A 24863-nucleotide genomic window follows, 5' to 3' on the forward strand; every position below is an offset into this window, starting at 1 on the left:
TGTACAACCACCAGTTACCGCAGTCAGCGCTCAAGAGCAGTACGCCGATGCAGGCGATGAAAGAGTGGTACCAGACCCACCCGCACCTGTTTCACAAGCGACCATATGATCGTACGGGATGCGACAGTTAGCCTCGATCGGCTTCGCGGCGTAGCGGAGTCCATCAGCTTAGAAGACTTTTCTCAGGCGGAGGCTCATTCCCTGATTCAAAGTGCCGCCGCTGGCGTCGATATCAAGATATCTCCAAAAGTTCTGACCCAGGTACTCGAATTTGCGCAAGGCTTCCCGTGGCTGCTAAAGAGAACTCTGGCTCATGTATTCGCAATATCAGCCTCGGGCACAACTCAGACGGAGTTGCTGTCTAGCGGTTTACACCTTGCCGATCTGTTTGAGGAAGAGTTAGCTGAACTTGACGAGCACGAGCGAGGCTATTTGACACGCGTCGCGGCGGTTCTGCCGGCAACCTATCAAGCACTTGCCCGTCGATTCGACGACGACCCATTCTTACGACCAATGCTTGAGAAGCTTACGCACCGCAAGCTTCTACGTTTCTCTGCGGGAACGTATGACACATACAACGATGTGTTTAAGGATTTCTTCCTATATGAGCGACTGCCTGAGCAAGGCCAATCTGAAATCGTGCGGATCGGTTTGGTTTCGGTGATGCAGGCGTTTAGGGCGATTGGTGGCGATAAGCGGCTAGAACCAGCGGAACTAGTAAAGAAATGGGACAAGACTCTTACTGGCGTTTACAACGTACTCCGCGATATGCGACTGGCGGGACTTGTAGTGAGGACCTCTTCCGGATGGGAAGTGCCCGATGTCGTGCGTCAATACGAACATCAGGGCCGACTTGGTGAATACGTCCGGCAATCTGTTCTTCGGAATCGCATTGCTGCAGCGTTCATCGTGGATCTAGAAAAGTCGGGGCAGATTAGCAGGACGGACGCCGCGTTGTGGTTGCGCGATCGCTTCCCGTTTGTCTCCGTACGTGATGACGTGTGGCATCAGTACGCCACCACCTTGACCGACTGGCTTGCGCGTTTGAACTTGGCGGAGATTAGCCCCGAATCAGTTAGTCCTTGGCGTGGCAATGTGGATGCAGCCAAAGAGCTCGGAAATCTGACCGTGTATGGACGTGGCGCGCGTCCCAAGAAGGCTGTCTTCGTACCGTCTACAAACTGGGTGACCGTGTGTGCAGTTTGGCAAATGATCGCTGACGGGTCGGGCGACGGCATGAGTCTCCGTAGAGGAGAACACGCTGCGCGTCAGGACTTACTTAAGCTCGAGGCAATCACCGAAGAGGCGGGGAAGCGCTTTCGCGTTCGCGAAGATTTCTCGCAGTTTGAGGCGCGAGTGAGGGCGCTGCTATCGACGGAGCCATATGTTTCGTTCTGGTCGCATGTGCTGCGTGGCGACGGCTTTGAAATCGCAGCAAAGACTCTCACATCGATGGAAAACCTCGCTCCAGGTACTCGGGACTGGCTCTGTAAGAAGCTATCGAACTGGGGAAGGCATTTTGATTTTCTGCCCGGCGGATTCAGAGTCGCTTCCAAACCCCGCAGACGAGACGAACAATTAGAACTCGGCATTGGCAGTTGAGCGGGTAAGGCAGCCAACTTGGGAAGATGACCTGCCTGTCGGGATGACTTCAAAAAAATCGAGCTATGGTGACAACGCGCGCTGGGGCGAGTTCTTGTCAATGACTCAGACAAGCCTTGAGCAGGCATCCATGAGATCACCAAGATGGCATCGCGCATCCACTACGCAACATTGACCCGCTCCCGCAACCACGCCACCACATCCCCCGTCACCTCATCCCGATTCGTCTCATTCAAGATTTCATGCCGAGCCGCCGGGTACAGCTTGACCGTCACATCGGCCACACCCGCGTCCCGATACCGCTGCCCCAGTTGCTCCAATAGGACCCCGCCTGCGGCCAGGGGGTCCGCGTCGCCCGATGCGATCAGGATGGGCAAGTCGCTGCGGATGCGCGCGAGTTGCGCGGGGTCCGCAAGCCGGGGCGCTGGCGCGAAGAGTGAGAGGATCACATCGTCCGGCACGTCCCAGCCGCACCAGGGGTCTGCCATGTAGGCGTCTACCCCGGCAGCGTCGCGCGACAGCCATTCGTAGCCGGTGCGGTGTTCAAAGCCCACATTGACGGCCGCGAGCCCGGCGGGCGCATCGGCGGGGTGTTGGCCACGCCGGCGGCCAACAGGTCGAGGGCGGTAGAGCCCGACAGGATGACGCCGGACCAGGTGGATGCTTGGTCCAGAATCGCCGCCTGCGCTGCGAACTAGCCCAGGGAGTGCACGAACAGGAAGGGCGGGAGGCCAGCATGCTGCCACGCGACGCGAGCGTGCAGTCCCTCTCGTGCGGCGAAGCTGCCCGGCCCTGATCCCGGCTAAGCTGCGCGAGCCAACCCTTTGTCTTCGCTCAGCCATGACCTCTAGCCTTCACCTCTTCGACCCCGATCGCCATGCCCTGCCGCTGCCCGAAAACTTTGCGGCGCTGGAGGCCATGCGCGAGTTGCTGCACGCGCGTGCCGATGGCAAGAACCTGCGCTTTGTCGAGTTCGCGCTGCGGTTCGAGGATCGCTTCAAGGACACGGGCCGCACCACGCCCTTGCAGCAGGCCAACGCCTGCCGTCGCGCGGCATGGCAGTTTGACCTCCCGAACGTGGATGAGATGCCTGCATACCGGGCGGCTGTGGAGATTGCCGGTGCACTGGGATTGGTGGCGTATGACGCGGCGCTGGGCGTAGGTTTTCTGCCCGACGGCCGGGTAGTGCCGACCGAGTTCGCGCAAGCCGCCACGCCTGTGGCGCCCGCCGAAAAGCTGCCCTGGGGGGCTCGCCCGCCCGATGCGCTGCGCGGCGAGAGCGAGGTGCGAGAAGTTTTGGCCCCTGCCCTGGCACGCGCTATGGCTGGCAGCGGTTTTGCGCTGGAAGCTACGCCACCCGACCAGCCCGGCGCCCCCATCGTCCTCGCCCGACGGCTCGGTGCTGTGCGCCAGGTGCTGGCAGTCAATCTGATGCGCTATGAAGTGCTGAACCTGACCCTGCGTGTGTGGCATGACGCTTGCACCGCTGTGCTGGCACAAGCCCTGGGGCCCGAGCCCCACCAGGACTCCGCATTCGAGCTGGGCATGGCGTTCTTCGAGCCCGGGCCGGGCTCCCTGCACCGGTGGACACTCGAACGTCTGTCGCAGTTGCCTGCGATCCTTGCGCTGGTAGGTGGTCGGGTTCTGCCCCTGGCGGGCCTGTGCACTGACCTGCATGGGCTGGACCAACTGCTCAACGACGCCAGTGCCGACACGGTGCGTACTCCCTACCGCAACGCGTACACCTGGTCGGACCGCCCTGACGGCTCGGACGGCTCGCGCAGCCTGCGTGAAGAGGTCTTTCCGCTTGCGCAGCGCCTCGTCATCGCCCACCTCAATGGCAACCCACTGGCAGCCAACATCGCCCGCGAGTTGGGGGACCACTGGCAGCACAGCAGCTACTGGCGCGCGCCTCAGGAACGCGAGGCGCTGGCGGCCGTACGCGCCACGCTGGCCCACACGCCGCCACTGGTCCGCTGGAACGACATAGCTGCCTGGCGGGCCGCACTGCGCCCTATTCCTGCACCGCTGCAGTCGCACACCCCCGACCCGCGCGGGCGGCGCTGTCACCACTATGAAGTGACCGAAGCCTTGCACCAGGACCTGCGCAAAGACCCAGGCGGCTTCTGGGCCAGGTTCGCCGGTCCGGATGGCACATCCGAGCTCACGCGCGTGTGGCAAGACAAGGCCTCCACCTTGCCTGGCTCCTCACGCATCCCCTCGGACGGCCTCGGATGCCATGTGGCCACTCTGCCCGGCAGGGCTGGTGAGGGCGCGATCAAAGTGGTGTGCCTTTGCTTTCCACCCATCACGGGCCTCGACGAGCATCGATTCCTGGCACTGGCTCGCCGCGGCGACATATCACGCATGTTCCGCATGGGCTACGAAAACGGACTGGACGACGACGGCCACATGCAGCTGCGCATCGAGTACGGGGTACGCCACGGGAACGCCGACGTCATCACCCGCGAAACGCTGGACGCCGAGCTGAACATGCAGGCATTCCTGGAAAGGGTGGCAGAGCTGTTCGCATGAGCTGGCGTGGGAGCCGCTTCAACAGACTGCTGTTACGGGAGCTGTGACTACGCAATGCGGGAACGCGCCCGCAGCCACGCCACGATATCCCCCGTCACCTCATCCCGATTCGTCTCGTTCAAGATCTCATGCCGCGCCGCCGGGTACAGCTTGACCGTGACATCGGCCACACCGGCATCCCGATACCGCTGCCCCAGTTGCTCCAACAAGACCCCGCCTGCAGCCAGCGGGTCTGCGTCGCCGGATGCGATGAGGATGGGCAGGTCGCTGCGAATGCGCGCGAGCAGCGCGGGGTCGGCCAGCCGGGGCGCTGGCGCGAAAAGCGAGGGGATCACGTCGTCCGGCATGTCCCAGCCGCACCACGGGTCGGCCACGTAGGCGTCTACCTCGGCGGCGTCGCGCGACAGCCATTCGTAGCCGGTGCGGTGCTCAAAGCCCGCATTGAATGCCGCGAGCCCGGCGGGCGCATCGGCGGGGGCGTTGGCCATGGCAGCGGCGAACAGGTCGAGGGCGGTGGAGCCTGACAGGATGACGCCGGACCAGGTGGACGCATGGTCCAGGATGGCGGCCTGCGCTGCGAACGAGCCCATGGAGTGCCCGAACAGGAAGAGCGGCAGGCCGGCGTGCTGCGCGCGCAGCAGTGCGCCGAACTGGGCCACGTCGGCAATGAGGCCGCTGAAACCAGCGCTGCCAAAGTCGCCCAGCTTGCCACCGGCAGTGCGCCCGTGGCCGCGATGGTCCACGGCGTGGACGATGAAGCCTGCGACGTTCAGGGCCCGCGCAAAGCGGTCGTAGCGCTCGCCATGCTCGGCAAGGCCGTGAGAGATTTGAACAACGCCCACTGGTTGGCCCGGGGTCTGGGCCCAGGTGTAGGTGGTGACCTGGGTGCCGTCTGCGTTGGATTGGAAGGAGGTGGTGGTGGTGCTCATCGGTTCATTCTGGCATGGGGTCTGACTGCGTGTCACGCGCAAGCGCCCCGTCCCCTGCACTGCCATCACCATTCAATTCTTGCCCTGCCACGGGTTCGCAGTCACCATCCACTGCAACCAGCCCACCACCCAATCCAGCATGCCGCTCCCCCCAGTTCTCGACCGTTTCCTCCAAGCCCAGGAGCCCGTCTGGCCCCGTGTGATCGCTGAGCTGCGGGCGGGCAAAAAGCGCACGCATTGGATGTGGTTTGTGTTTCCGCAGATACAGGGGCTGGGGCACAGCGACATGGCCCAGCGCTATGCCATTCAATCGATGGCCGAGGCGCAGGCTTACCTGGCGCACCCGGTGCTCGCAGGCCGTTTGCGTGAGTGCTGCCAGATCCTGCTGGACCTGGAGACGTCTTCTGCGCTGGATGTGTTGGGCTCGCCAGACGACCTCAAGCTGTGCTCCAGCATGACGCTGTTTGGCGAAGCTTCTGCGCCGGGCAGCGTGTTCGAGACGGTGCTGCAAAAGTATTTCCGCGGGGAAAAAGACCCGCGCACGGTCCAACTGCTTGGGTAGCTTGCTGGCTGCTGGCTGCTGGCTGCTGGCTGCGCAGCTGCGGGCACCGTGTGTCTCGGGCAGGGCATGCCCCGGCGCGGCGGCCGAGCCGTTCAGGCTGTGGGCCGTGGGGGAATCGGGTGCGAAGCCGTTGCCTGCAGGCGCCCCGCCATCCCCTGTTGATGGGCCGTCTGCCTGCTGCGAAAGTCGGTCGGCGTGCACCCCGCCTCCCGCTTGAAGAACTTGGCGAAGTTCGCCAGATCGCTGTAGCCTAGGCTCTCGGCAATGCGCGCCACGGGCCAGGTGGTGTGGGCCAGCAGGCGCTTGGCCTCCAGAACGATGCGGGCAGAAATGAAGGCCTTGGGCGTGACTCCGGCTGCTTCCAGCGACGCGCGCACCAGGCTTTTCTCGGAGCAGCTCAGCTGCTGCGCATACCGGGGCAACTGGTGCCAGGCGGCAAAGTGCTTCTCCACCAGCAATTCAAACGCCTTGAATCTCTGCAGCGCGCGCCCCGGCGTTGCGGGCTGCGCAGATTGCTGCTCATGCGCCATGCGCAGCCGCGTCAGCAACGCATAGAGCTGATAGCGCAACAGGGCATGGGCATGCAGCGATGCGGCGTGGGTCTGCGTGTCTTGGTGCATCTGCGCAATGGCGTGGGCAATCACCGGTGCGCTGTCGCTGCCCAGCGCCCACGCGGTCGGCAGGCCGTCCAGCCCGTCGACCGGGGTCTGCGCCTGCGCGGCGGGGGCCGCAGCCCACAGAAATTCGGGGCGGAACAGCACCATCCAGCCATCCCAGTCCTGGGTGTCTCCAAAACTGTGGGCTTTGCCAGGCCGCAGGACCAGCACCGACCCCGGGCCGCAGCGCACGTGCTCGAAGTCCACCAGGTGGAGGCAGGTTCCCTGCGTCACAAAGATCAGGGTTGGAAAGGCGTAGCGGTAGGTGGACGCCAGCGCCTCGGCGCCCACCCGTTGCCGCAGGTCCGATACCCGAAATATCTCCAGGTCGAGCGGGTACAGCCCCTCGGGCTGGTAGCTCAGGTGCTGGATGTCGGGGTGGCGGGCTGCGGCGGGTTTGTGGTGGCGTGGGGTCATGGGTCGGCAACAGCGGGCGCAGGGGTTTGTCCCGAAGTGACAGTAATTCGGCTGGTTTTCACCGTCTACATGGGCTTTGATTGTCCAACAATGACCTCACAGCGCCCCCAGGGGCGTTGCCCCAAAACCACCAAGGAATCCCCATGCACGCCATTGAAATCGCCAAGACCTACATCCAAGCCGCACAAAACGGCGACCAGGCAACCCTCGCCCACGTCATCTCGCCCGACGTGGTCTGGCACCAGCCGGGCCACAACCAGTTCTCGGGCACGCACCGTGGCATGGCCGCCGTGGGCCAGATGCTCGGCCAGATGATGGCCGTGTCGAAAGGGACGTTTGCGATCACCCGGGCCGACCACTACATGGCCAACGGAGACTGGGTGGCCGTGAGCATCGAGTTTGCAGGCGAGCGCGACGGCCTCACGCTCCAGCAGGCGGGGGTGGACCTGCTGCGTATCGCCGATGGAAAGATCGTTGAAGTCCGCCTGTTCTCCAGCGACCCGGCGCAGGAAGACGCGTTCTGGGGCCAGTAACCCGCCGCCCCGCCAACCATGACCGTGGCCACACGCGCTGACTCATCAGAGGGGACAGAGCGTGATGGCGCTTTTTTGAGCTAAATTGCCACCCAGCGCTTACTGATAAACAGTTATTTGCTATTTAATTTATAGCAAACTGTTCTTTGATTCGAGGCGCGTGACACATCCCTCGCAGAACTCAGGTCTTGACCAACTGATCGCGCAGCGGCAGCGACCGGATGCGCTTGCCTGTGGCCGCAAAGATGGCGTTGAGCAGCGCTGGCGCCACGGGCGGCATCGGTGGTTCGCCTACGCCTCCCGGCGGCAACTTGGGATCACCCCCCACCAGGTGCGTGCGGATGGTGCGGGGCGACTGCGGCAGCCGAAGCACTTCGTAATCATGAAAATTGCTTTGCTGCACCCGCCCGGCTTCAAAGGTGATCTCGCTGCTCAGAGCCAGCGACAGCCCCATCACGCAGGCGCCCTCCATCTGCGCACGAATACGCTCGGGGTTGACCTGCGGGCCGCAGTCAAGCGCCATGTCCACCGCCACCACCTTGACCTGGCCCTTGGAGTCCGCTTCCACCTCGACCACCGTGGCTGCATAGGTCACGAAGCTGTAGCCAAATGCCAGGCCCAGACCACGCCCCTTGGGCAGGCGGCGCCCCCAGCGGGCGCCGCGCGCTGCGGCTTCGATCACGGCCCGCATGCGGGCGATGTCTATGGGGTACTCCACGGGCGATTCGCTGTAGTTGAAGCTGTCCGACAGTGAAGTCGGGTCGATCTTGCGGTCTGGCCCCAGCAGCGCCAGGGCATATTGCAGCGGGTCTTTTCTGGCGCGGTGTGCGAGCTCATCAATGAAACACTGCGTGGCAAACACATGCGGAATATTGGCCACCGAGCGGAACCAGCCAATGCGCGCATGGGCAGGCACCTCGGCGCGCTCGATGCGCACGTTGGGCACGGCAAAGGGCATGTTGGTGGCCGACATGCCAGTTTCGAAAGGCGCTGCCGCCTTGGCACCTGGCGCAAAAAGCGAGGTGATGGTGGGTGCCGCTGTGCGGTGCAACCAGGCCAGGGGCAGACCGTCGTCCTTGACCACCGCCTCCAGACGATCGAGGGACACGGCGTGGTAGTAGCCGTGGTGGATGTCATCGTCGCGCGTCCACACCAGCTTGACGGGCGTGCCTGGCATGGCCTTGGCCACCAGGGCGGCCTCGGTCACGTAATCGGGCTTGGACTTGCGCCCAAAGCCACCGCCCAGCAGCAGCACATTGACTTTGGTGTTCTCCGGCTTGATGCCCAGCGCTGCGGCGGCGCCATCAAGCGCAGCCTGCGGGTTCTGCACCGAGGTCCAGATCTCGCACATGTCGCCCGTCACCAGCGCTGTGGCCACCGGGGGCTCCATCGTGGCATGCGCCAGATGTGGCACGTAGTACTCGGCAGTAAACACATTGCCTGCGGGCGCATCGCTCAGCGCCTTGGCCGCATCGCCGCTGTTGCGGTAAACCGTACCCGGTACCTTGACCAGCCGCTCTTGCTCACGCCGGAACGCAACAGATTCGTAACTGCCGTTGGCACCGTCGTCCCACTGCGGGTTCAGCGCAGCGCGGCCCTGGGTGGCCGCCCAGGTGTTGCGCGCCACCACGGCCAGCCCGCCCAGCGGCTGAAAAGCCGCAGCACCGCTAAACCCGGCAATTTCCACCACCGTCAGAACGCCCGGCACCTTCAAGGCGGCGTCCCTGTCGGCAGAACGCAGCTTGCCACCCACCACGGGCGGGCGGGCCACCACCGCATACACCATGCCGGGCAGTCGCACATCCATTCCGAAGGTGGCCTGGCCACGCGCAATGGCGGCCATGTCCACACCGCCCACCAGGCCCTTGCCGATGTAACGCCACTGGGCCGGGTCCTTGAGCCGCAGCTCGCCAGTGGCCGGAACCTTTTGTTTGGCGGCATCCACGGCCAACTCACCAAAGCCGAACCGGCGGCCCGTGGCGCGGTGCAACACCTCATGCTGCACCGCCTGCACTTCGGCCACGGGGACGGACCAGCGTGCGGCAGCGGCTGCCTCCAGCATCTGGCGTGCTGCAGCACCCGCTCGGCGCATGGGCTCCAGAAAGTGGCGCACGCTGCGCGAGCCATCCACGTTCTGATTGCCAAAACGGGCTTCGTCGGCAGGCGCCTGCACGACCTTCACACGGTCCCAGCGTGCCTCCAGTTCATCGGCCACCACCATGGGCAGGCTGGTGCGAACGCCCGTGCCCATCTCGGCACGGTGCGCCACGATGGTCACCGTGCCATCGGTGGCGATGGAGACAAACACCAGCGGGTTATCAACCGTGCCGCCAGGCATGGACGCAGCACCAAACTTCTTGGCACCGTCTGCAGTCTGGGCAATGCCGTCAACGCCAGCAGCCAGCACGAACGGGGCCGCTGCAGCCTGCAGAAAGCGACGGCGTGCAATGGTGTGCGTGGAAGTAGGTGTGGCAATGGTCATGCTTTTTCTCCTGCCAGGCGGCGTGATGCCAACTGGATGGCCGCACGAATGCGGGGATACGTTCCGCAGCGGCACACATTGCCGCTCATGGCGTCATCGATCTGTCGATCATTGGGTTTTGGTATGGCCTTGAGCAACGCCACCGCCCCCATGATCTGGCCCGCTTGGCAATAGCCGCACTGCGCCACGTTCAGTTCTACCCACACCTGCTGAACCACTTTGCCGACCTTGTCTTGCTCCATGTGCTCAATGGTGTGCACTGATTTGCCCACGACTGAGCCGTGGGGCGTCAGGCACGAACGGATGGCCTGCCCGTCCACATGCACCGTGCAGGCGCCACACAGGGCCATGCCGCAGCCGAACTTGGTGCCGGTCATGCCGAGTTCATCGCGCAACACCCAGAGCAAGGGGGTTTCGTCGGGCGCATCAGTGCTGCGCACCTGCCCGTTGATTTGGAGTGTGGTCATGCTTGGCGTCCTTGAGTCATTCAGTGGGCGCAACGGTACAGACGCCGTGCCTCGCAGACTAGAGCGCTCTGGCTTCTTGGGCTTATTAATGACGCTAATGAATGACCCAGATATCCAGTGCAATCCACTCCTTGGTGCATGGGTTGCAGCCAGCCTGCAGAGGGTCCCAAGGCCTGTGGCTCAAGGTCACCCGTCAAGTTCACCCTCGGTGAGGGCCACGACCCACAGGGGCGCCCCACCATGGCGGCATCCGGCACAGGCTGCTACTGCGCCTTCTGCGCATCGCGGGATGCACGGGCGGCCCGCACCGCCTCTCGAACCGCGCCGACCACGGCCTCGGGCTTCTCCAGCGGAATGCCGTGGCCGCTGTCCACCCACACCTGGGTGGAGCCCGGGTAAAGGTGCGCGATGTCGGCCCGCTTTCGGTTGGCATCGTCGGCCAACGCAGAAGGCGCACCTGTGGCGCGCAATGCGCTGAGCACCCACACGGGCACGGACGGGTCCACTGGCAGGTTGGACACTTGGTTGCCCGTAGCATCCAGCGCTGCCAACTCCTGCTTGGCCGTGTCCGATGTGGTTGCTCGGAACACCACTTTCAGCCACGTGGGCCAGTGCTCCGGGTTGCCAGCACCTTTGACTTGGTCGGGATGGGTCGAGTCCACCAGCACCAGTGCCGCCACCTCACTGGGGTGCTTGCGCGCGAACAGTTGCATGTACAGGCCACCTAGCGAATGCCCAACCAGAACATACGGCGGGGGAAGGTTGCGGGCCTGCAACAACGCCCTCAACTCCTCCACCACATGGGCGCCATCGCGCGGCTGCGCAGACGCATCGCTGTGGCCATAACCCGCACGGTGGTAGGCCAACGACCGGCTTTCTGCCATGGCGTCAGGCCAGACCTTGGACCACCAGTCCAGTGTGGCCCCCAGCCCGTTCTCGAACACGACCACAGGCGCCCCCTGCCCTGCCAGAACGAACTCCACCTGGCGCCCGCCCACGGTGTCGGTGGTTGTGCCCGGCACCGTCGCGCAGCCGCTCAAAACAAGCGCCAGTAGCATGAGCATGCCGGCCCAGTGCCATCTTTTCATGCTGTCTGGTTTGCGGGGCGGTGGAAGGCGGGAGGAATAAAGCGGCTGCGCGACTGCATTCAGCAGCGCCCCGCCGTGCGCAGCAGCGCATTGCACTCCTTGCCCGCGCTGCGGCCCCGCTGCTCTGCGGCCGCCGCTGGTGCCGGGTTGCCACTGTTGCCCGCGCTGCCCACCATGGCTGTGCAGATGGCGTCGGAATGGGGTGTTTGCCCAAAGCTCATGGCCTTCTGAAAGCCTGTGGCGCCGTACACGTAACACCGGTAGGTGGCGCCGTCGCGGGTGTTGACGGTGTAGTTGACCCGGCCACCGGTTTCCTCCTGGCGATCGGTGATGGTGAACTGGCCGGCAGTCCGCCCGATGGCTTGCGCGGTGCGCTGCTCCAGGCCCGACTGGTCGAGGGTGGAAGCGCAACCGGCGAAGAGCGCCAGGGTCAGCGCCCCCGCAGACCAGCGAACAAAGCGGGTGCGGTGCGATGAATGGGAAGAAACAGACATGACAGGCTCCTTGGGATCAATGGGGAATGAACAAAACGGCTCGGCAAAAACCAGCAGGCAAAACAACTCCCTGCGCCCCCAAAAGGGCCGCATGCGTTGCGGTGAAAGGAGGAGGAAAGATCAGCCCGGTTTGCGGGCCACGACAAAGGCGCGGATGTCCTTGCCGCGCGTGCCATGCCGCTCGGCGCAGACGATCTGCAAGCCCTGCTGCACCATGGCCGACTGCAGCCGCTGTTCGCCAAAACACAGCACGGGCGGGGCCTTGCCAATGGCGCGCATCAGCGGCACGGCCAGGTAGGGAATCAGCGGGTTCATCTCGGCAAGGCAAGCTGTCTTGGAGATCAGCAACCCACCCGGCCGCAGCACCTGCACCACCTGCTTCAGCGCATCGTCGAGGTCGCTCGCCAGGTGCAGCACGTTGAAGGCCAGCACCGCGTCGTACGCCGCCTGCCCAAAGGCCGCGGCCTCGGCGTCGGCCACGGCAAAACTCAGCTGTGGCGAGGGCTGCGCGGCCAGCCGCTGGTGGGCAATGGCAATCATCGCGGGCGAGACATCAGTGGCCAGCAAGCTGCGGGTGAAAGGCGCCAGGCGCAGGGCCGTGCTTCCCGTGCCGCAGCCAATCTCCAGCACGTCATGCTGGGTGGACAGCAGGCCCTGCACGCGCTGCAGTGTGGCCTCATACCCCGCCAGGTCGGCAATGGGGTCGGCTGCGTACTTGGGCGCGATGCGGTCCCAAAACCGCGCTTGGGATGCCGCAGCCGAACGGACCGCAGAGGGAGAAGCGCTGGAGGCGGGAGCAATGGCGGGCAAAGACATGGATACGGTTCGGGGGAAGTGCTGACGCGGTGGAATGCAGGAAGGAGCAACACCCGGATGCTATCCATGCATTGAAGCGCAGGAAACTGCGGTAAATTGCAGTGAACATATACGTTTACGCATGGATAACCTCGACTGGAATCAGCTAAAAGCCTTTCTGCAAACGGCCCAGACCGGCTCACTGTCTGCCGCCGCGCGCAAGCTGGGCCTGACCCAGCCCACCCTGAGCCGGCAGGTGGCCGCCATTGAGCAGCAGATGGGGGTGACGCTGTTCGAGCGCGTGGGCAAGGCCATGGTGCTCACGCCCACGGGGCTGGACCTGTTGGAACACGCCCGCGCCATGGGCGCTGCCGCCGAGGCGCTGGGCTTGGCGGCTAGCGGGCGGTCGCAAGCGGTAGGGGGCGTGGTGTCGGTGTCGGCCACCGACGCCGTGGCCGCCTACCTGCTGCCGCCCATCGTGCAGCACCTGCGCGCGCAGGAGCCAGGCATTGCCGTCGAAGTGATCTCGTCCAACGCGCTGAGCGACCTGCTGCGCCGGGAGGCCGACATTGCCATCCGCCACGTCAAGCCCGAGCAGCCCGACCTGATCGCTCGCCTGATCCGTGAGGCACAGGCCTACTTCTACGCCTCAGAGGACTGGGTCCGGGCCCACGGCCATCCACACAACGCACAGGAGGCCGCACGCCTGCCCTTTGTGGGCTCAGACCGCAATGGCCAATACCTGGCGTACCTGCGCCTGCACGGGCTGAACCTGAGCGAGGACAACTTCAGCTGCTACTCCGATCACACCGTGGCCCACTGGGCGCTGGTGTGCCAGGGCATGGGCATTGGCGCCATGATGACCGAGATCGCCCGCAAGACGCCGGGCATGGTCCGGGTGCTGGACAACCTGCCGCCAGTGCGCTTTCCCATCTGGCTGGTGTCCCACCGCGAGCTGCGCACCTCGCGGCGGATTCGGGTGGTGTTTGAGGCGCTGGCGGCGGGGCTGTCCAACGGGGAGTCGCAGGACGAGCGCTGAGCGCGGCACGGGCCAAAGCTCAGCGGTCAGTGGCTATGTGTGCCCCTCACTCGTACCCGCTCCTGCGGCGGCCCGATCCGGATCGACCTTGTGCGGCGCCCGCGAGCGCACTTGGTACCCCGCCGATAGCAGGTGCACATCCCAGCGCTGCTGCACCGCGCCCCAGATGCCCTTGGGCAAAAACAGCGCGAACGGCATGGCGATGGCGCCCAGGCCGATGAGGTAGAGCACGCCCTGCCCGCCCCACACGGTCTCTACCGCAAAGAAAAGCAGCGCGCCGAGGATGGGGCCTTCCATGGTGCCTATCCCCCCCACCAACACCATGAAGATCATGTAGGCCGTCCACTGCACGCTGAAATAGGTCTTGGGCTGAAAGCTGATCGAGGTGGCCAGCCACAGCCCGCCCGCCAGGGCGCAGCCAAAGGCCGACAGCACAAACACCAGCCGCTTGATGGCCACCACACGCACACCGAGCGAGATGGCTGCCACCTCGTTGTCGCGAATGGCCTGCGCGGCCGTGCCCACCTTGCTGCGCAGGAGCAGGAAGACCACCCAGCACAGCCCTGCCATGGCGGCGAGCGCGGCCCAATACGTGTAGGCACGCCGGTCGTCGGCCGCATACTGCTGCAGCGCGATCATCGAGGTGCCCGTCTCGCCCTGCACCAAGCTATCGAGGTTCACACACAGGTGGGTCAGCGCGGCCACCACCCACATGCCGATGGCGAACTCGCCACCCTGCAGCCGCAGCATGAAAGCCGCCAGCGGCACCGCCACCAAGGCCACCAGCACAGCGCCCACCAGCAGCGCCGGGTACGGGCCCAGGCCGGCATCGGCCAGCCGCACCATGGCGTAGGCCCCGAGGCCAAAGAACGCCTGGTGACCAATCGACACCAGTCCGGCGTAGCCCGCCAAAGCGTTCCACATCACGGCCAGGATCACGTAGATGAACAACGTAGTGAGCCGGTCTACCGTGCCTGCTTGCAGCCACAGTGGACCCAGGCAAAGCACGGCCAACAGCAGCACGGTGGCGCTGGCGAAGGCGATGGACGCGCGCGTCCATCGCTGGATGACCCATGGGGATGGGCCCGTGATTGCGGAGGGAACAGAGATCGTTGGAACAGTCATGGCGCGGCCCTGCGGCGGGAAGAGAAGAACCTGCGCAGCGCACCGCTCGCGTAGAGCCGGGCCAGCAGGATGACCAAAAAGGTGGCGTGCCCGGCGATCAGAAACCCCTGGGGATGCACCTGCGCCCCCAGGTTCTGCGCCACGCCCAGCACCACGCCGCCCAGCAAGGTGCCCCACAGCGATCCCGCGCCGCCGATGATGACGGCCTCAAACGCAAAGATCAGCTGCTGCGGGCCCGAGAACGGGTCGAACGTGGCGCGCAGCGCCAGCGATGCCCCGGCCAGCGTGACGGTGACCATGGTGATGGCCGAAGCCGCCGCGAACACCGTGCCGGTGCGCACGCCCACCAGGCGCGCGGTGTCGGCGTCTTCCGACGCTGCGCGGATCTGCCGCCCCAGCGCCGTGTGCGCCAGCATGGCGTGCAGGCCGCCCAACAGCACGATGGCCAGCACCAGCACCAGGGTGGGCAGCTGCCCCACATACAGGCCACCGGGCAGCTCCCAGCTGTCATACGCCAGCGTGCCAATGGAGGTGGCCAGCGACCGCGTGTCGGCGCCAAAGTGCTGGAACAACACGTTGTCGATCACGCTGGCCAGGCCAAACGTGGCCAGCAGGGGCACCAGGGCGCCCAGGCGCGCGCTGCGCTCCAGCACCAGCTTGTGCAGCAGCCAGCCCAGCAGCGCCATGGCAGGCACCACCGCAAGCAGGGCCAGCAGCGGGTGCCAGCCCATGGGCTCGGCCAGCACCCACAGCAGGTAGGCCGCCACCACAGTCAGGCTGCCGTGGGCCAGGTTGATGATGCGCATCACCCCGAACATGAACGACAGCCCGCAGGCCAGCAAGGCGTAATAGCCGCCCAGCAAGATGCCCTGGATGACTTGGTTGAGAAGGTTCATGCGGCCTCCTTGTGGGCAGGGTGGGCGTGGCTTGCGTGGTTGGCAGCTTCGCCGTCGGCACAGCCCGCGGTGTGGCTACCGGGCGCACCTTCGGGCCGCTGCGCGCCAAAGTAAAACGCAGTGATCTGCGCGCGGGTGAGTTGGTCGGCGGGCGCATCGGCCACCACGCTGCCTTCCAGCATGCAGACAATGCGACTGGCGACGGCCTGCACGCGCTGCAAATCCTGCTCTACCAATACCAGCGTGGTGCCCTGCCCCACCACGCCACGCAGCGCGTCGTACACGCCCTGCACGGCCAGGGGCGACAGGCCCAGCGAGACTTCGTCGAGCAACAGCACGCGCGGGTTGGTCATGAGCGCGCGGCCAATGGCCACGGCCTGCTGCTGCCCGCCCGACAGTTCGCCCGCCTTGGCATTCAGCTTGGGGGCCAGCTGCGGGAAAGCGTCCAGCACGGTGTCAAAACTCCACTGCCCGCGCCGCCCCGCCGCGCGGGCCACCAGCAGGTTTTCGCGCACCGTCATGCCCGCAAACAGGCGCCGCCCCTCGGGCACCAGGGCCAGGCCTTCGGCCACACGCTCTTGAGCAGGCATGCGGGTGATGTCCACACCGTCCCACCGCACGGTGCCGCTGCTGGCGCGGTGTGCCCCGGCCAGCGTGCGCAACAGCGTGGTCTTGCCCGCACCGTTGGCCCCCACCAGCGCCAGGATGTCGCCCTGGCGCACCTGCAGCGACACATTGCGCACGGCAGGCAGCTGCCCGTGGTGGGCGTTCAGGCCCTCAATGCTCAACAACGCGCTCATGCCGCCACCCCGCCCAGATAGGCCTCGACCACGGTCGCATCGCTCAGCACGGCCTGCGGGTCGCCGCTGGCAATGATCCGTCCGCCGTCCATGCACACCAGGCGCGTGGCCACCTGCAACAGCACATGCACCATGTGCTCAATCCAGACGATGGCGATGCGCTGGCTGCGAAGGGCGCGCACCAGGTCCACCAGTTCACTGGCCTCGGCATCGGTCAGGCCGCCGCCGATTTCGTCGAGCAGCAGCACCTTGGGGCTGGTGGCCAGCGCCCGCACCAGCTCCAGCCGCTTGCGGCCCAGCAGGCCCAGCGTCTCTGCACGGCGGTTGGCCAGCGCCTCCATGCCACACAGGCGCAGACACTCCATGGCCCGGTCACCCGCGTCGCGGGCATGCAGGCCTGCGCCGTGCGTGGCGCCGGTGAGCACGTTTTCAAACACCGTCATGCCCAGAAACGGCCGGGGCACCTGGTGGGTGCGCGCAATACCTGCACGGCAGCGGTCTGCCGCACTGCGGGCGCTCACATCCCCCCCCCTGGAACCAGACGGTGCCCTGGCTTGGCGCAAACGCTCCGGCCAACACGTTCAGCAGCGTGGTCTTGCCCGCACCATTGGGCCCGACGATGCCCACGGCCTCGTCACTGCCCACCGAAAAATCGAGCCGGTCCAGCACTTTGAGCGCACCAAATCGCATGTCGATGCCCTGCGCCTGCAGTAGTAACGGCTGCTGCTCTGGCCCGCCCGTTGGCGGGCTCCAAAGGGGTTGTGGATGTCGCATGGAGATCAGCTGTAAGACTTGAGCGCCGCCGCCACGGGGATGTTGCGGTCGGTGGCGTTCTCGGTGATGAGGAGGTCGAGCTTGAACTTGCTGCCCGCTGCGGGCTTGACCCACTGCGCGCCCACCACCGGTGTCACCGACACGTTGGGCACAGGCCCCTTGGCAAAGTCCACCGGGCCTTGCATGGTGGTGGCCTTGAGCGTGCTGATGGCCTTGGCCAGCGCCGCCTTGTCGCGCGGGTTGGTGCTGGCTTTCAGCGCCTCGGTGCCTGCATCAAACAGCGACATGGTGGAGCCCAGCATCTGTGTCCACTGCTTGCCGGTGCTGGCCTCGTACGCATCGGCCAGCTGCACGCCCGTGAGGCCTGTGAGCGCTGACGCGTAGGGAAAGCTCTTGTGCCAGAAGCATCCAGCGCCTAGGTTCAGCGCCAGCGGGCCCAGGGCCTCCACCTGCGAGGGCACAAGGCCCGTCTTCGCGATCTGCGCAATCTTCACCATGCGCGTGTAGCCCTGCTGCGCCGCCTGCCGCCAGAAGGTGGCGAAGTCTGGCGGAATGGGGAAGGTGTTGAAGATCTCGCAGCGCTCGGCCTTGAACTTGGCGATCTGTGCTGAGTAGTCGGTGGTGCCGTTCTCATACGGCCCGGCGTCCACCACGGTGAAGCCCGCCTTGGCCAGCTCAGGCGCCAACGTGGCGCGAATCGCGTTGCCATCGGCATCGTTGGGGTACAGCACGCCAATCTTCTTGTTGGTGGGCAATGCCGCGAACTGCGACGTGTACGACGTGGTGAAGCTGCCGCCGCCAAACGAGAAGTGGTACGTCCACTTGAAGGGCGATGGCGCGCCGGGCTTGGCGCCCCGGCCAAAGTACCAGGCCTCCCACGGCATCACCGTAGACAGGCAGGGCACGCCCGCCGCCTCGCACGCATCCGACACCGGGTTCACCGTTTCGGGTGTGGTGGTGGTCAGCATGAGGTCGATCTTGTCGCTGTTGATCAACGCCTTAGCCAGCTGGCTGGCACGGGCCGGGTCGGACTGCGTGTCGCGGTCCAGAATCTCCACCGCGTACTTCACGCCGCCAATGGTCAGGCCCGCCGCCAGCGTCTTGCGCACCTGGGCGAGGATGAAGGTGTCGGTCTCGCCCAGGGCGCCTAGCGGGCCGGTGCGTGGGCTGATGAAGCCGACCTTGAGCACGGGCGCGGCGCCTGCGGCCTGGGCCCATAGCGGGCGGGCACCCAGTGCGAGGCTGCCAGCGCCTGCAGCAGCGATCAGCCCACGGCGCGAGATGGTGGGGGATGCGGCCTGCGCAGCGTCTGCGGCGGGTACCGTGGATTCAGGGGTGTTGGTTGTCATGGTGAAGTTCTCCAGCGATCGGTTGCGGGGTTCAGAAAGGGATGGTGGTCTTGAGCCAGAACTGCGAGCCCTGGGCGCGGTTGCGCACGCCGAACTCCTTCTCCACCTTGGCGGTGATGAGCCAGCCCTTGCCATTGGCGTAGCGCACCGAGGGGCCGATGGACTGGCTGCGGCCACGCGATCCCGCCAGCGCCACACCGCCCACCTTGTCGTCGCTCCACTGCCGGTAGACATAGCCGCCCACACCCACTACCCAGCCATTGCCCAGGCCCCAGCCTGCGGCGTAGTCCACGATGAGTTCACGGCCCGAGCGGTAGTTGGTGTCGCTGTTGGTGCGGTTGAAGTTGAGGGTGGCCTTCACGTCGCCGTTGAAGCCGCTGGGGTCCATCCAGGTCAGCACGCCCAGGGGCTGCAGCGACAGGTAGTTGCGCCCAATGTTGGCCTGGCGCGTGCGGTCATACGCCCCGGTGGGCAGCACGGCATCGAGCCCCAGCACGCTGTGAAGCTGCGGGGAGTGGTGCCAGGCCACCGAGCCCCCCACCGTCACATCGCCCAGTCCGGTGCGCGAATCGCTCGCGCCCCCGGCTCGCACCGACAGATCCACCAGCGGGAAGATGGCGTGGGCCGCCACATGGCCGCCCAGCGCCTGCTGGGGGGTGATCCAGATCAGGCGCGTGGCAGCGGCGGCGGCCCGCACCTTGAAACCGGGGATGGGCACGGCGTTTCCCTGGCCATCGTTCACGCGGCTGGTGGTGTAGTAGTTGACGTACTCCAGCACATACAGCCCGGGCGGCGGCGCAGCGCCTGCCACGAAGTTCTCAGTGCCTAGCGGGTAGGTGGAGCCCCCGCCCTCGGTGGCGAAGGCCGCTGCACCCAGCGTGCTGGCCAGGGCCAGCGCGGCGAGGCGGCTTGTTTTGGGGGGCGATGCTTTCAGTCTCTGCAGTGTTTTCATGTCGTTTGTCTCCTCGTTGTTATGTCGATCGGTTTTCTGTGGCTCCGCGCAGGGCATGGCTGGGTGGCGCGCAGGCTCGCGCCCCGGCCTGTGCCGGTGGGGCGCGGCCGATGCGTCGGCCCTTGGGGTGGTTGGGGTTGGAGGACGCCGCTGCGCTATGCAGCAGCCGCCACCGCCGTGCGCTGGTGCGCGGCAATGAACCGGCCCGCCTGCTCCAGCGAGGCCAGCGCTTCATCCAGCACCGGCGCAAACAGCTGCCAGCAATGCACCATGCCGTCCCACACAGTGCAGTCCGCCGCCACACCCGCCGCCTTCAGGCGTGCGGCCATGGTCACGGCATCGTCGCGCAGGCGTTCCCAGCCGCCCACTTGCAGTTGCACAGGGGGCAACCCTTGCAGATCGGCGCTGTAGAACGGCGTGACTGTGGGTGAACGCACATCGCCACCGGGCACGTACATGGCGTTGAAAAAGCCCATGAGCTCGCGCGTGATGAACGGGTCGTCCACCGTGTGGTGGGACGCACCTTCGGACGCCAGGTCCAGCGCGGGCGACAAGGCCACGATGGCCGCAGGCAGGGGCAGGCCCTGGTTGCGGGCACGCACCGCCGTGGACAAGGCCAGGTTACCGCCCGCCGAGTCACCCATCAGCGCGATGGCCGAAGCGGCATAGCCGTTGGCCAGCGCCCACTGGTAGGCCGCCAGCGCATCGTCGTGTGCTGCGGGGGCCGGGTGCTCTGGTGCCAGGCGGTAGTCCACGTTCAGCACCTGTGCGCCGCTGAACTGCGCCAGGTACGAGCACAGCGCCCGGTGTGATGTGAGCGAGCCGAACACAAAGCCACCCGCGTGGTAGTAGATGACCAGCCTGCGGGGGTCCGCCTGCGGCGTGCTCAGCAGCTCCGCCGCCATGGTGCCGCCCGCCCCGTTGGGGATGCGCAGCGTCTGGATGGGAAGCCCCTGGGCCAGGGGCATTCGCGAGTTGCTGGCGTCAAACCACGCACGCAGCTGCGCGGGGGTGGCTTGTGGTGGCGGCGGGTTTTGCGCGGCCATCTGCAAGATGGCCTCAAGCTGTTGTGCGGACATGTGTCGCCCCTTCGCTCAGAGGTAGGTGGAGGCGAGACCGCCATCCACCGGCAGGTTGATGCCGCTCACCCAGCGTGCCGCGTCGCTGCACAGGAAGGCGATCACCGGCGCCACTTCGTCACTGAACGCCGGGCGCTTCATGCGGTGCGCGTCTTTCTCCACGCGCTCCTGGCCCAGCATCTGCACAAAGTCGCCCAGGATGGGCGTGAACACCGGGCCGGGGGCCACGCAGTTCATGCGCACGCCGCGCTCCATGAAGATCTTTTGCGACTGGGTGTACGTCCACACGATCAGCGCTTCCTTGAAGTACTGGTAGCAGGTCTCCTGCGGCACGGGGTGGGCTGCCAGCCACTTGGCGCCTTCGTCAAAGCTGGTGGTGGCGCCCAGGGCGCGGTGCTGCTCCAGGCGCTGGGGCCACTCGGCCCCCAGGATGGAAGAGATATTCACGATGGAACCGCCCTCGCCCATGCGTTCCAGCACGCGGTGTGTGAAGTGCCGCAGGCCCAGGTAGTTGACGCGGCCGACCAGCTCGGCGGGCGATGTGCCCGGCACGCCCGCAATGTTGGCCAGCGCATCCACCTTGGCAGGCAATTGCGCCACAGCATCGTTGATGGCGGCAGGGTCGCCCAAATCCACCTGCACAAAGCCGTCGAGCGTGAGCGTGGGCGCATTGCGGTCCACACCGATCACGCGGGCGCCCTGCTGGCGGGCGAGCTTGGCAAAGTCTGCGCCGATGCCGGAGCAGCAGCCGGTGACGACGATGGTTTTGTTGTGTAGGGTCATGAAAGTTGTCTCCTGATTTTTGTGATTGGTGGCACAAGCCCTCGGCGCGGCCCAACCGCACCGAGGGCTTGCGACTTCAGAACGGGAACGCGGGCAGCGCGTCCTTCACGGTGATCCACTGCCATTGCGTGTACTCGTCAATGTCCGCAGGCCCACCCACACTGCCGCCGTTGCCGCCCACGCCGGGGCCACCAAAGGGGTTGGTGCACTCGTCGTTCACGGTCTGGTCGTTGATGTGGACCATGCCCGCGCGCAGCCGCTGGCCGATGGCCATGGCGCGACCCACGCTGGGGCTGATGACGGCCGCAGCCAGGCCGCCCTGGCTGGTGTTGGCCAGTTGCACGGCCTCGTCATCGGTGCGGAACGTGACCAGGTTGACCACCGGTCCAAACGGCTCTTCGTCAAACGAACGAATGCCGGGCTTGACGCCCGAGAGCACCGTGGGCTTGTAGCAAAGGCCGTCGTAGGTGCCACCCGCTTCGAGCTTGGCACCCTGGGCCACGCTGTCTTTGATGAGCTGGTCAAAGCGCTGCAGTTGCTTGGCATCGATCATCGGCCCCAGGGCCACCTGGCCGCTGGCACCATCGCCCACGGGCAGGTGCGTGGCCTTGCCCACCATGCGCTGCAGGATGCCTTCCGCAATCGACTCGTGCACCAGGATGCGGTTCGATGCCATGCAGATCTGCCCCTGGTGGAACCACGCGCCAAACGCTGCGGCGCTGGCGGCGGCGTCCAGGTCGGCGTCTTCCAGAATGATGAGGTTGTTGGCGCCGCCCAGCTCCAGCGACACCTTCTTGAGATGCTGCCCGGCCAACGCGCCAATGCGGCGGCCCACCGTGGGCGAGCCGGTGAAGGCGATCATGGGCACGCGCTCGTCCACCACCAGCGCCTCGCCCGCCTCGGCATCGCCGGGCACCACCTGCAGCAGCCCCTTGGGCAGGCCCGCTTCTTCAAACACGCGGGCCATGATGAAGCCGCCACTCACCGGCGTGCGCGTGTCGGGCTTGAGCACCACCGCGTTGCCCAGCGCCAGCGCCGGAGCCACCGAGCGCAGGCCCAGGATGAGCGGGAAGTTGAACGGCGAGATCACGCCCACCACGCCGTGCGGCACGCGCCGCGCAATCGACAGGCGTCCCGGCGTGCTGGGCAGCACCTGGCCCTGCGCCTGCATGGGCAGGGCTGCAGCCAGGTGGCACAGCGTGATGGCCTCGCGCACCTCGTGCTGGCCCTTGGGCACGATGCCGCCGGTTTCGCGGGCCACCGTCATGGCCAGCTCGTCAAAGTGCTGCTCAAAAATGCTGGCCGCACGGTGGAACACCGCCGCACGCTCGCGCGGCCCCGTGGCCGCCCACGCGGCCTGAGCTTGCTGCGCCCGGCCAATGGCGGCCTGCATGTCTGCCGCACTGGCAATGCCCACGCGGCTGAACACCTGGCCCGTGGCGGGCTCCACCGCATCGCGCGCCGTGCTCAGCGCGGTAGACCACGCACCATCAAAGGCCTTGCCCGCCCACAGGCGGTTGTCCAGCAGGCCTGGTTTTTCTGAAACACCCATTGCATTGCTCCTTGGTTGAAATCAAAACCCACCGCATGGCTGCAGCGGCGTGGTCTGAAATTGCAACGGGCGTACCAGCCCCACCTGCCACCAAGCCCCAAAACGCCTGAAACACGGGCTATTTGAGAGGGAGCGCTACGGACTTTCCCTAGGCCAAAACACGCCTGGCATGGGCGACTTTTTGCGGCCAAATAGTTACCATTCATAAACAAATGGCACTGCACCAATCGATCAAATGATCACTTTTTGATCAATTTCTGATCAACCACCGGAGAACCCCATGCCCCGCCGCCGCGTCTCTCTGGCCGACCTGCACCGCACCGCCGTGGGCCAAGGCCAGGCCCTGCTGGGCACCGTGCCTGCCGAAGCCCCCCGCGCCCTGGGCGGGTTTGACACCCATGGCATCAGCCAGCACACCCACCCCACGGTGGCCGACATCAGCGAATGCCTGTTCTTCTCGCCCGGCGACGGGCGCATCTGGCTGCAAGACCAGCGCATGATCCTGCTGCACTCCGAGGCCCTGGGCTCGCTGCGGCGCGAGCTGATCGACAGCATTGGCCTGGACAAGGCACGCGGCCTGCTGACCCGCGCGGGCTACGTGAGCGGCGCGCGCGACGCCCGTCTGGTGCGCCAGCAGTGGCCCGACGCCGAACCCACCGCCGCCGCCATGGCCGGCACCCGCCTGCACGCGCTGGAGGGCGTGGTGCAGGTGGAGGTGGTGCACGCCCGCTACAACGCCGAGCTGGGCGAATACGACGGCGAGTTCATCTGGCACAACTCCAGCGAAGACGACGAGCACATCGCCGCCTACGGCGTGGGCGGATCGCCCGCGTGCTGGATGCAGGTGGGCTACGCCACCGGCTACGTCAGCACCCTGTTTGGCCGCATGATCGTCTTCCGCGAGGTGGAGTGCCGATCGTCCGGCGCGGCGCACTGCCGCGTGGTGGGCAAATCGGCCGAACTGTGGGACGACCCCGAGCAGGACCTGTTCTACCTGAACGCGCAAGACTTTGTGGGCACCCCGCCCGCAACGCTGCCCACCTCCATGCCCGCAGGGGCGCAAGGCAAGGTCCGCACCACCTACCTGGGCGTGCCACCGGGCAAGGCGGCGTCCAGCAATGCAGGCGCCGCCGCTGATCCCACCGCCCACGCCACCATGGTCGGCGCCTCATCCGCCTTCAACGCCGCCTGCCACATGCTGCAGCGCGTGGCCCCCACCGCCGCCACCGTGCTGTTCACCGGCGAATCGGGCGTGGGCAAGGAGATGTTTGCCAGCATGCTCCACCGCATCAGCCCGCGCAGCAGCCAGCCCTTTGTGGCCATCAACTGCGCGGCCATCCCCGAGACGCTGGTGGAGAGCGAACTCTTTGGTGTGGAGCGCGGCGCCTACACCGGCGCAGGCACATCGCGCCCCGGCCGGTTTGAGCGCGCCCACGACGGCACCCTCTTCCTTGACGAAATCGGCACGCTCAGTTTGGTAGCCCAAGGCAAGCTGCTGCGCGCCCTGCAAGAAGGCGAGGTAGAGCGCGTGGGCGGCACCCGCACCGTGCGTGTAGACGTGCGCCTGGTGGCCGCCACCAACGTGGACCTGCGCCAGGCCGTGCGCGAGGGCACCTTCCGCGAAGACTTGTTCTACCGCCTCAACGTCTTCCCCATCCACCTGCCCCCGCTGCGCGACCGGCGCGACGACATCCCCCTGCTGATGAGCCACTTCCTGGCCCACTACCAGCGCAAGCACCAGCGGCAGGTGCCCGGCTTTAGCCAGGCGGCTGTGAAGGCCATGTTTCACTACCCCTTCCCCGGCAACATCCGCGAGTTGCAGAACCTGATCGAGCGGGCAGTGATCTTGGCGACGGATGGAGAGCCGATTGAGCCGCACCACCTGTTTGCGGGGGGTGAGCAAAGTGGTGGTGGTGTGATGTCGCTGCTCTTGCAGGGGAACAGCGGGGGGACA

At 65.9% G+C, this 24863-nt stretch carries 24 protein-coding genes and 1 pseudogene; 7 read left to right on the forward strand and 18 right to left on the reverse strand.

Annotated features, from left to right (window positions below):
* Together NFX52_RS21235 and NFX52_RS21240 are read left to right on the forward strand one after the other, a co-directional pair.
* A pseudogene (locus NFX52_RS21235) lies at nt 1–131 on the forward strand (IS481 family transposase); the annotation flags it as partial.
* Nucleotides 106–1602, forward strand: a complete 1497-nt coding sequence (locus NFX52_RS21240) for a hypothetical protein (protein ID WP_055393609.1) — start codon at nt 106–108, stop codon at nt 1600–1602. The pseudogene NFX52_RS21235 and the gene NFX52_RS21240, both read left to right, overlap by 26 nt.
* 161 nt (nt 1603–1763) lie before the next feature.
* Here the strand turns inward: NFX52_RS21240 and NFX52_RS31125 are convergent, their stop codons facing one another.
* A complete protein-coding gene (locus NFX52_RS31125) occupies nt 1764–2156 on the reverse strand; it encodes a serine aminopeptidase domain-containing protein (RefSeq protein WP_238385457.1) in 393 nt (130 codons plus the stop codon).
* A gap of 286 nt (nt 2157–2442) precedes the next feature.
* Between NFX52_RS31125 and NFX52_RS21250 the strand changes: the two genes are divergently transcribed.
* Nucleotides 2443–4137: a hypothetical protein gene (locus tag NFX52_RS21250; protein WP_055393607.1), complete on the forward strand. Its 1695-nt coding sequence runs from the start codon at nt 2443–2445 to the stop codon at nt 4135–4137.
* Between the two features lie 47 nt (nt 4138–4184).
* Here the strand turns inward: NFX52_RS21250 and NFX52_RS21255 are convergent, their stop codons facing one another.
* Nucleotides 4185–5066 carry an alpha/beta hydrolase gene (locus tag NFX52_RS21255; protein ID WP_055393605.1) on the reverse strand — a complete coding sequence of 294 codons (882 nt, stop codon included), beginning with the start codon at nt 5064–5066 and terminating at the stop codon, nt 4185–4187.
* A 139-nt stretch (nt 5067–5205) separates the two neighbouring features.
* Here NFX52_RS21255 and NFX52_RS21260 point away from each other — a divergent pair, with 139 nt between their 5' ends.
* Entirely contained in the window at nt 5206–5628 is a 423-nt protein-coding gene (locus NFX52_RS21260) for a DUF1810 domain-containing protein (RefSeq protein WP_055393619.1), read from the forward strand.
* 92 nt (nt 5629–5720) lie between these two features.
* Here the strand turns inward: NFX52_RS21260 and NFX52_RS21265 are convergent, their stop codons facing one another.
* Entirely contained in the window at nt 5721–6701 is a 981-nt protein-coding gene (locus NFX52_RS21265; protein WP_082437252.1) for an AraC family transcriptional regulator, read from the reverse strand.
* A 143-nt stretch (nt 6702–6844) separates the two neighbouring features.
* On the opposite strand from NFX52_RS21265, the gene NFX52_RS21270 reads away from it, so the two are divergent.
* On the forward strand, nt 6845–7234 hold the full coding sequence (locus tag NFX52_RS21270; RefSeq protein WP_055393603.1) for a nuclear transport factor 2 family protein: 390 nt from the start codon (nt 6845–6847) through the stop codon (nt 7232–7234).
* Between the two features lie 181 nt (nt 7235–7415).
* On the opposite strand, the gene NFX52_RS21275 is transcribed toward NFX52_RS21270, so the two are convergent.
* The 5 genes from NFX52_RS21275 to NFX52_RS21295 all read right to left on the reverse strand — a co-directional run bounded on the left by NFX52_RS21275 (nt 7416) and on the right by NFX52_RS21295 (nt 12581).
* A complete protein-coding gene (locus NFX52_RS21275) occupies nt 7416–9716 on the reverse strand; it encodes a xanthine dehydrogenase family protein molybdopterin-binding subunit (RefSeq protein WP_055393601.1) in 2301 nt (766 codons plus the stop codon).
* Nucleotides 9713–10183, reverse strand: a complete 471-nt coding sequence (locus tag NFX52_RS21280) for a (2Fe-2S)-binding protein (protein WP_055393599.1) — start codon at nt 10181–10183, stop codon at nt 9713–9715. The genes NFX52_RS21275 and NFX52_RS21280 overlap by 4 nt, the downstream gene beginning before the upstream one ends.
* Before the next feature lie 263 nt (nt 10184–10446).
* On the reverse strand, nt 10447–11271 hold the full coding sequence (locus NFX52_RS21285) for an alpha/beta fold hydrolase (RefSeq protein ID WP_055393597.1): 825 nt from the start codon (nt 11269–11271) through the stop codon (nt 10447–10449).
* 59 nt (nt 11272–11330) lie between these two features.
* Nucleotides 11331–11765: a hypothetical protein gene (locus tag NFX52_RS21290; RefSeq protein ID WP_055393618.1), complete on the reverse strand. Its 435-nt coding sequence runs from the start codon at nt 11763–11765 to the stop codon at nt 11331–11333.
* Nucleotides 11766–11885: 120 nt separating this feature from the next.
* Nucleotides 11886–12581, reverse strand: a complete 696-nt coding sequence (locus NFX52_RS21295; protein ID WP_055393594.1) for a class I SAM-dependent methyltransferase — start codon at nt 12579–12581, stop codon at nt 11886–11888.
* A gap of 121 nt (nt 12582–12702) precedes the next feature.
* On the opposite strand from NFX52_RS21295, the gene NFX52_RS21300 reads away from it, so the two are divergent.
* Nucleotides 12703–13599 carry a LysR family transcriptional regulator gene (locus NFX52_RS21300; protein ID WP_055393592.1) on the forward strand — a complete coding sequence of 299 codons (897 nt, stop codon included), beginning with the start codon at nt 12703–12705 and terminating at the stop codon, nt 13597–13599.
* A 33-nt stretch (nt 13600–13632) separates the two neighbouring features.
* On the opposite strand, the gene NFX52_RS21305 is transcribed toward NFX52_RS21300, so the two are convergent.
* The 10 genes from NFX52_RS21305 to NFX52_RS21345 all read right to left on the reverse strand — a co-directional run bounded on the left by NFX52_RS21305 (nt 13633) and on the right by NFX52_RS21345 (nt 22909).
* Nucleotides 13633–14724 (reverse strand): branched-chain amino acid ABC transporter permease, encoded by a 1092-nt coding sequence (locus NFX52_RS21305; protein WP_242701251.1) that lies wholly within the window; start codon nt 14722–14724, stop codon nt 13633–13635.
* Nucleotides 14721–15620 carry a branched-chain amino acid ABC transporter permease gene (locus tag NFX52_RS21310; protein WP_055393588.1) on the reverse strand — a complete coding sequence of 300 codons (900 nt, stop codon included), beginning with the start codon at nt 15618–15620 and terminating at the stop codon, nt 14721–14723. Before NFX52_RS21310 ends, NFX52_RS21305 begins: the two co-directional genes overlap by 4 nt.
* Nucleotides 15617–16420, reverse strand: coding sequence for an ABC transporter ATP-binding protein (locus tag NFX52_RS21315; RefSeq protein ID WP_252635805.1), 804 nt, complete (start codon nt 16418–16420; stop codon nt 15617–15619). Before NFX52_RS21315 ends, NFX52_RS21310 begins: the two co-directional genes overlap by 4 nt.
* Entirely contained in the window at nt 16417–16941 is a 525-nt protein-coding gene (locus NFX52_RS21320) for an ABC transporter ATP-binding protein C-terminal domain-containing protein (RefSeq protein ID WP_353848494.1), read from the reverse strand. Before NFX52_RS21320 ends, NFX52_RS21315 begins: the two co-directional genes overlap by 4 nt.
* Complete coding sequence (locus NFX52_RS30905; protein ID WP_353848495.1) at nt 16850–17194, reverse strand: ATP-binding cassette domain-containing protein; 345 nt, start codon at nt 17192–17194, stop codon at nt 16850–16852. Before NFX52_RS30905 ends, NFX52_RS21320 begins: the two co-directional genes overlap by 92 nt.
* A gap of 5 nt (nt 17195–17199) precedes the next feature.
* The gene (locus NFX52_RS21325; protein ID WP_055393585.1) at nt 17200–18543 is read right to left on the reverse strand and encodes an ABC transporter substrate-binding protein; all 1344 of its coding nucleotides are present in this window, start codon (nt 18541–18543) and stop codon (nt 17200–17202) included.
* 31 nt (nt 18544–18574) lie between these two features.
* Complete coding sequence (locus tag NFX52_RS21330) at nt 18575–19495, reverse strand: SphA family protein (protein WP_082437251.1); 921 nt, start codon at nt 19493–19495, stop codon at nt 18575–18577.
* A 155-nt stretch (nt 19496–19650) separates the two neighbouring features.
* Nucleotides 19651–20574, reverse strand: coding sequence for an alpha/beta hydrolase (locus NFX52_RS21335; RefSeq protein ID WP_055393584.1), 924 nt, complete (start codon nt 20572–20574; stop codon nt 19651–19653).
* Nucleotides 20575–20589: 15 nt separating this feature from the next.
* Nucleotides 20590–21357: a coniferyl-alcohol dehydrogenase gene (locus tag NFX52_RS21340; RefSeq protein WP_055393583.1), complete on the reverse strand. Its 768-nt coding sequence runs from the start codon at nt 21355–21357 to the stop codon at nt 20590–20592.
* Between the two features lie 76 nt (nt 21358–21433).
* Nucleotides 21434–22909: a benzaldehyde dehydrogenase gene (locus tag NFX52_RS21345; RefSeq protein WP_156358569.1), complete on the reverse strand. Its 1476-nt coding sequence runs from the start codon at nt 22907–22909 to the stop codon at nt 21434–21436.
* Nucleotides 22910–23189: 280 nt separating this feature from the next.
* On the opposite strand from NFX52_RS21345, the gene NFX52_RS21350 reads away from it, so the two are divergent.
* The coding region (locus tag NFX52_RS21350; RefSeq protein WP_252635806.1) for a sigma-54-dependent Fis family transcriptional regulator at nt 23190–24863 on the forward strand (1674 nt) is incomplete at its 3' end.

Origin of the sequence: Acidovorax facilis (assembly GCF_023913775.1) — a bacterium.
GTDB classification, from domain to species: Bacteria; Pseudomonadota; Gammaproteobacteria; order Burkholderiales; family Burkholderiaceae_C; genus Acidovorax; species Acidovorax facilis.

Excerpts from the sequence above, each read along its gene's own strand:
- NFX52_RS21240 (WP_055393609.1), top strand. The coding sequence starts at position 106 with ATGATCGTACGGGATGCGACAGTTAGCCTCGATCGGCTTCGCGGCGTA.
- NFX52_RS21250 (WP_055393607.1), top strand. The coding sequence starts at position 2,443 with ATGACCTCTAGCCTTCACCTCTTCGACCCCGATCGCCATGCCCTGCCG.
- NFX52_RS21255 (WP_055393605.1), bottom strand. The coding sequence starts at position 5,066 with ATGAGCACCACCACCACCTCCTTCCAATCCAACGCAGACGGCACCCAG.
- NFX52_RS21260 (WP_055393619.1), top strand. The coding sequence starts at position 5,206 with ATGCCGCTCCCCCCAGTTCTCGACCGTTTCCTCCAAGCCCAGGAGCCC.
- NFX52_RS21265 (WP_082437252.1), bottom strand. The coding sequence starts at position 6,701 with ATGACCCCACGCCACCACAAACCCGCCGCAGCCCGCCACCCCGACATC.
- NFX52_RS21270 (WP_055393603.1), top strand. The coding sequence starts at position 6,845 with ATGCACGCCATTGAAATCGCCAAGACCTACATCCAAGCCGCACAAAAC.
- NFX52_RS21275 (WP_055393601.1), bottom strand. The coding sequence starts at position 9,716 with ATGACCATTGCCACACCTACTTCCACGCACACCATTGCACGCCGTCGC.
- NFX52_RS21280 (WP_055393599.1), bottom strand. The coding sequence starts at position 10,183 with ATGACCACACTCCAAATCAACGGGCAGGTGCGCAGCACTGATGCGCCC.
- NFX52_RS21285 (WP_055393597.1), bottom strand. The coding sequence starts at position 11,271 with ATGAAAAGATGGCACTGGGCCGGCATGCTCATGCTACTGGCGCTTGTT.
- NFX52_RS21290 (WP_055393618.1), bottom strand. The coding sequence starts at position 11,765 with ATGTCTGTTTCTTCCCATTCATCGCACCGCACCCGCTTTGTTCGCTGG.
- NFX52_RS21295 (WP_055393594.1), bottom strand. The coding sequence starts at position 12,581 with ATGTCTTTGCCCGCCATTGCTCCCGCCTCCAGCGCTTCTCCCTCTGCG.
- NFX52_RS21300 (WP_055393592.1), top strand. The coding sequence starts at position 12,703 with ATGGATAACCTCGACTGGAATCAGCTAAAAGCCTTTCTGCAAACGGCC.
- NFX52_RS21305 (WP_242701251.1), bottom strand. The coding sequence starts at position 14,724 with ATGACTGTTCCAACGATCTCTGTTCCCTCCGCAATCACGGGCCCATCC.
- NFX52_RS21310 (WP_055393588.1), bottom strand. The coding sequence starts at position 15,620 with ATGAACCTTCTCAACCAAGTCATCCAGGGCATCTTGCTGGGCGGCTAT.
- NFX52_RS21315 (WP_252635805.1), bottom strand. The coding sequence starts at position 16,420 with ATGAGCGCGTTGTTGAGCATTGAGGGCCTGAACGCCCACCACGGGCAG.
- NFX52_RS30905 (WP_353848495.1), bottom strand. The coding sequence starts at position 17,194 with ATGCGACATCCACAACCCCTTTGGAGCCCGCCAACGGGCGGGCCAGAG.
- NFX52_RS21325 (WP_055393585.1), bottom strand. The coding sequence starts at position 18,543 with ATGACAACCAACACCCCTGAATCCACGGTACCCGCCGCAGACGCTGCG.
- NFX52_RS21330 (WP_082437251.1), bottom strand. The coding sequence starts at position 19,495 with ATGAAAACACTGCAGAGACTGAAAGCATCGCCCCCCAAAACAAGCCGC.
- NFX52_RS21335 (WP_055393584.1), bottom strand. The coding sequence starts at position 20,574 with ATGTCCGCACAACAGCTTGAGGCCATCTTGCAGATGGCCGCGCAAAAC.
- NFX52_RS21340 (WP_055393583.1), bottom strand. The coding sequence starts at position 21,357 with ATGACCCTACACAACAAAACCATCGTCGTCACCGGCTGCTGCTCCGGC.
- NFX52_RS21345 (WP_156358569.1), bottom strand. The coding sequence starts at position 22,909 with ATGGGTGTTTCAGAAAAACCAGGCCTGCTGGACAACCGCCTGTGGGCG.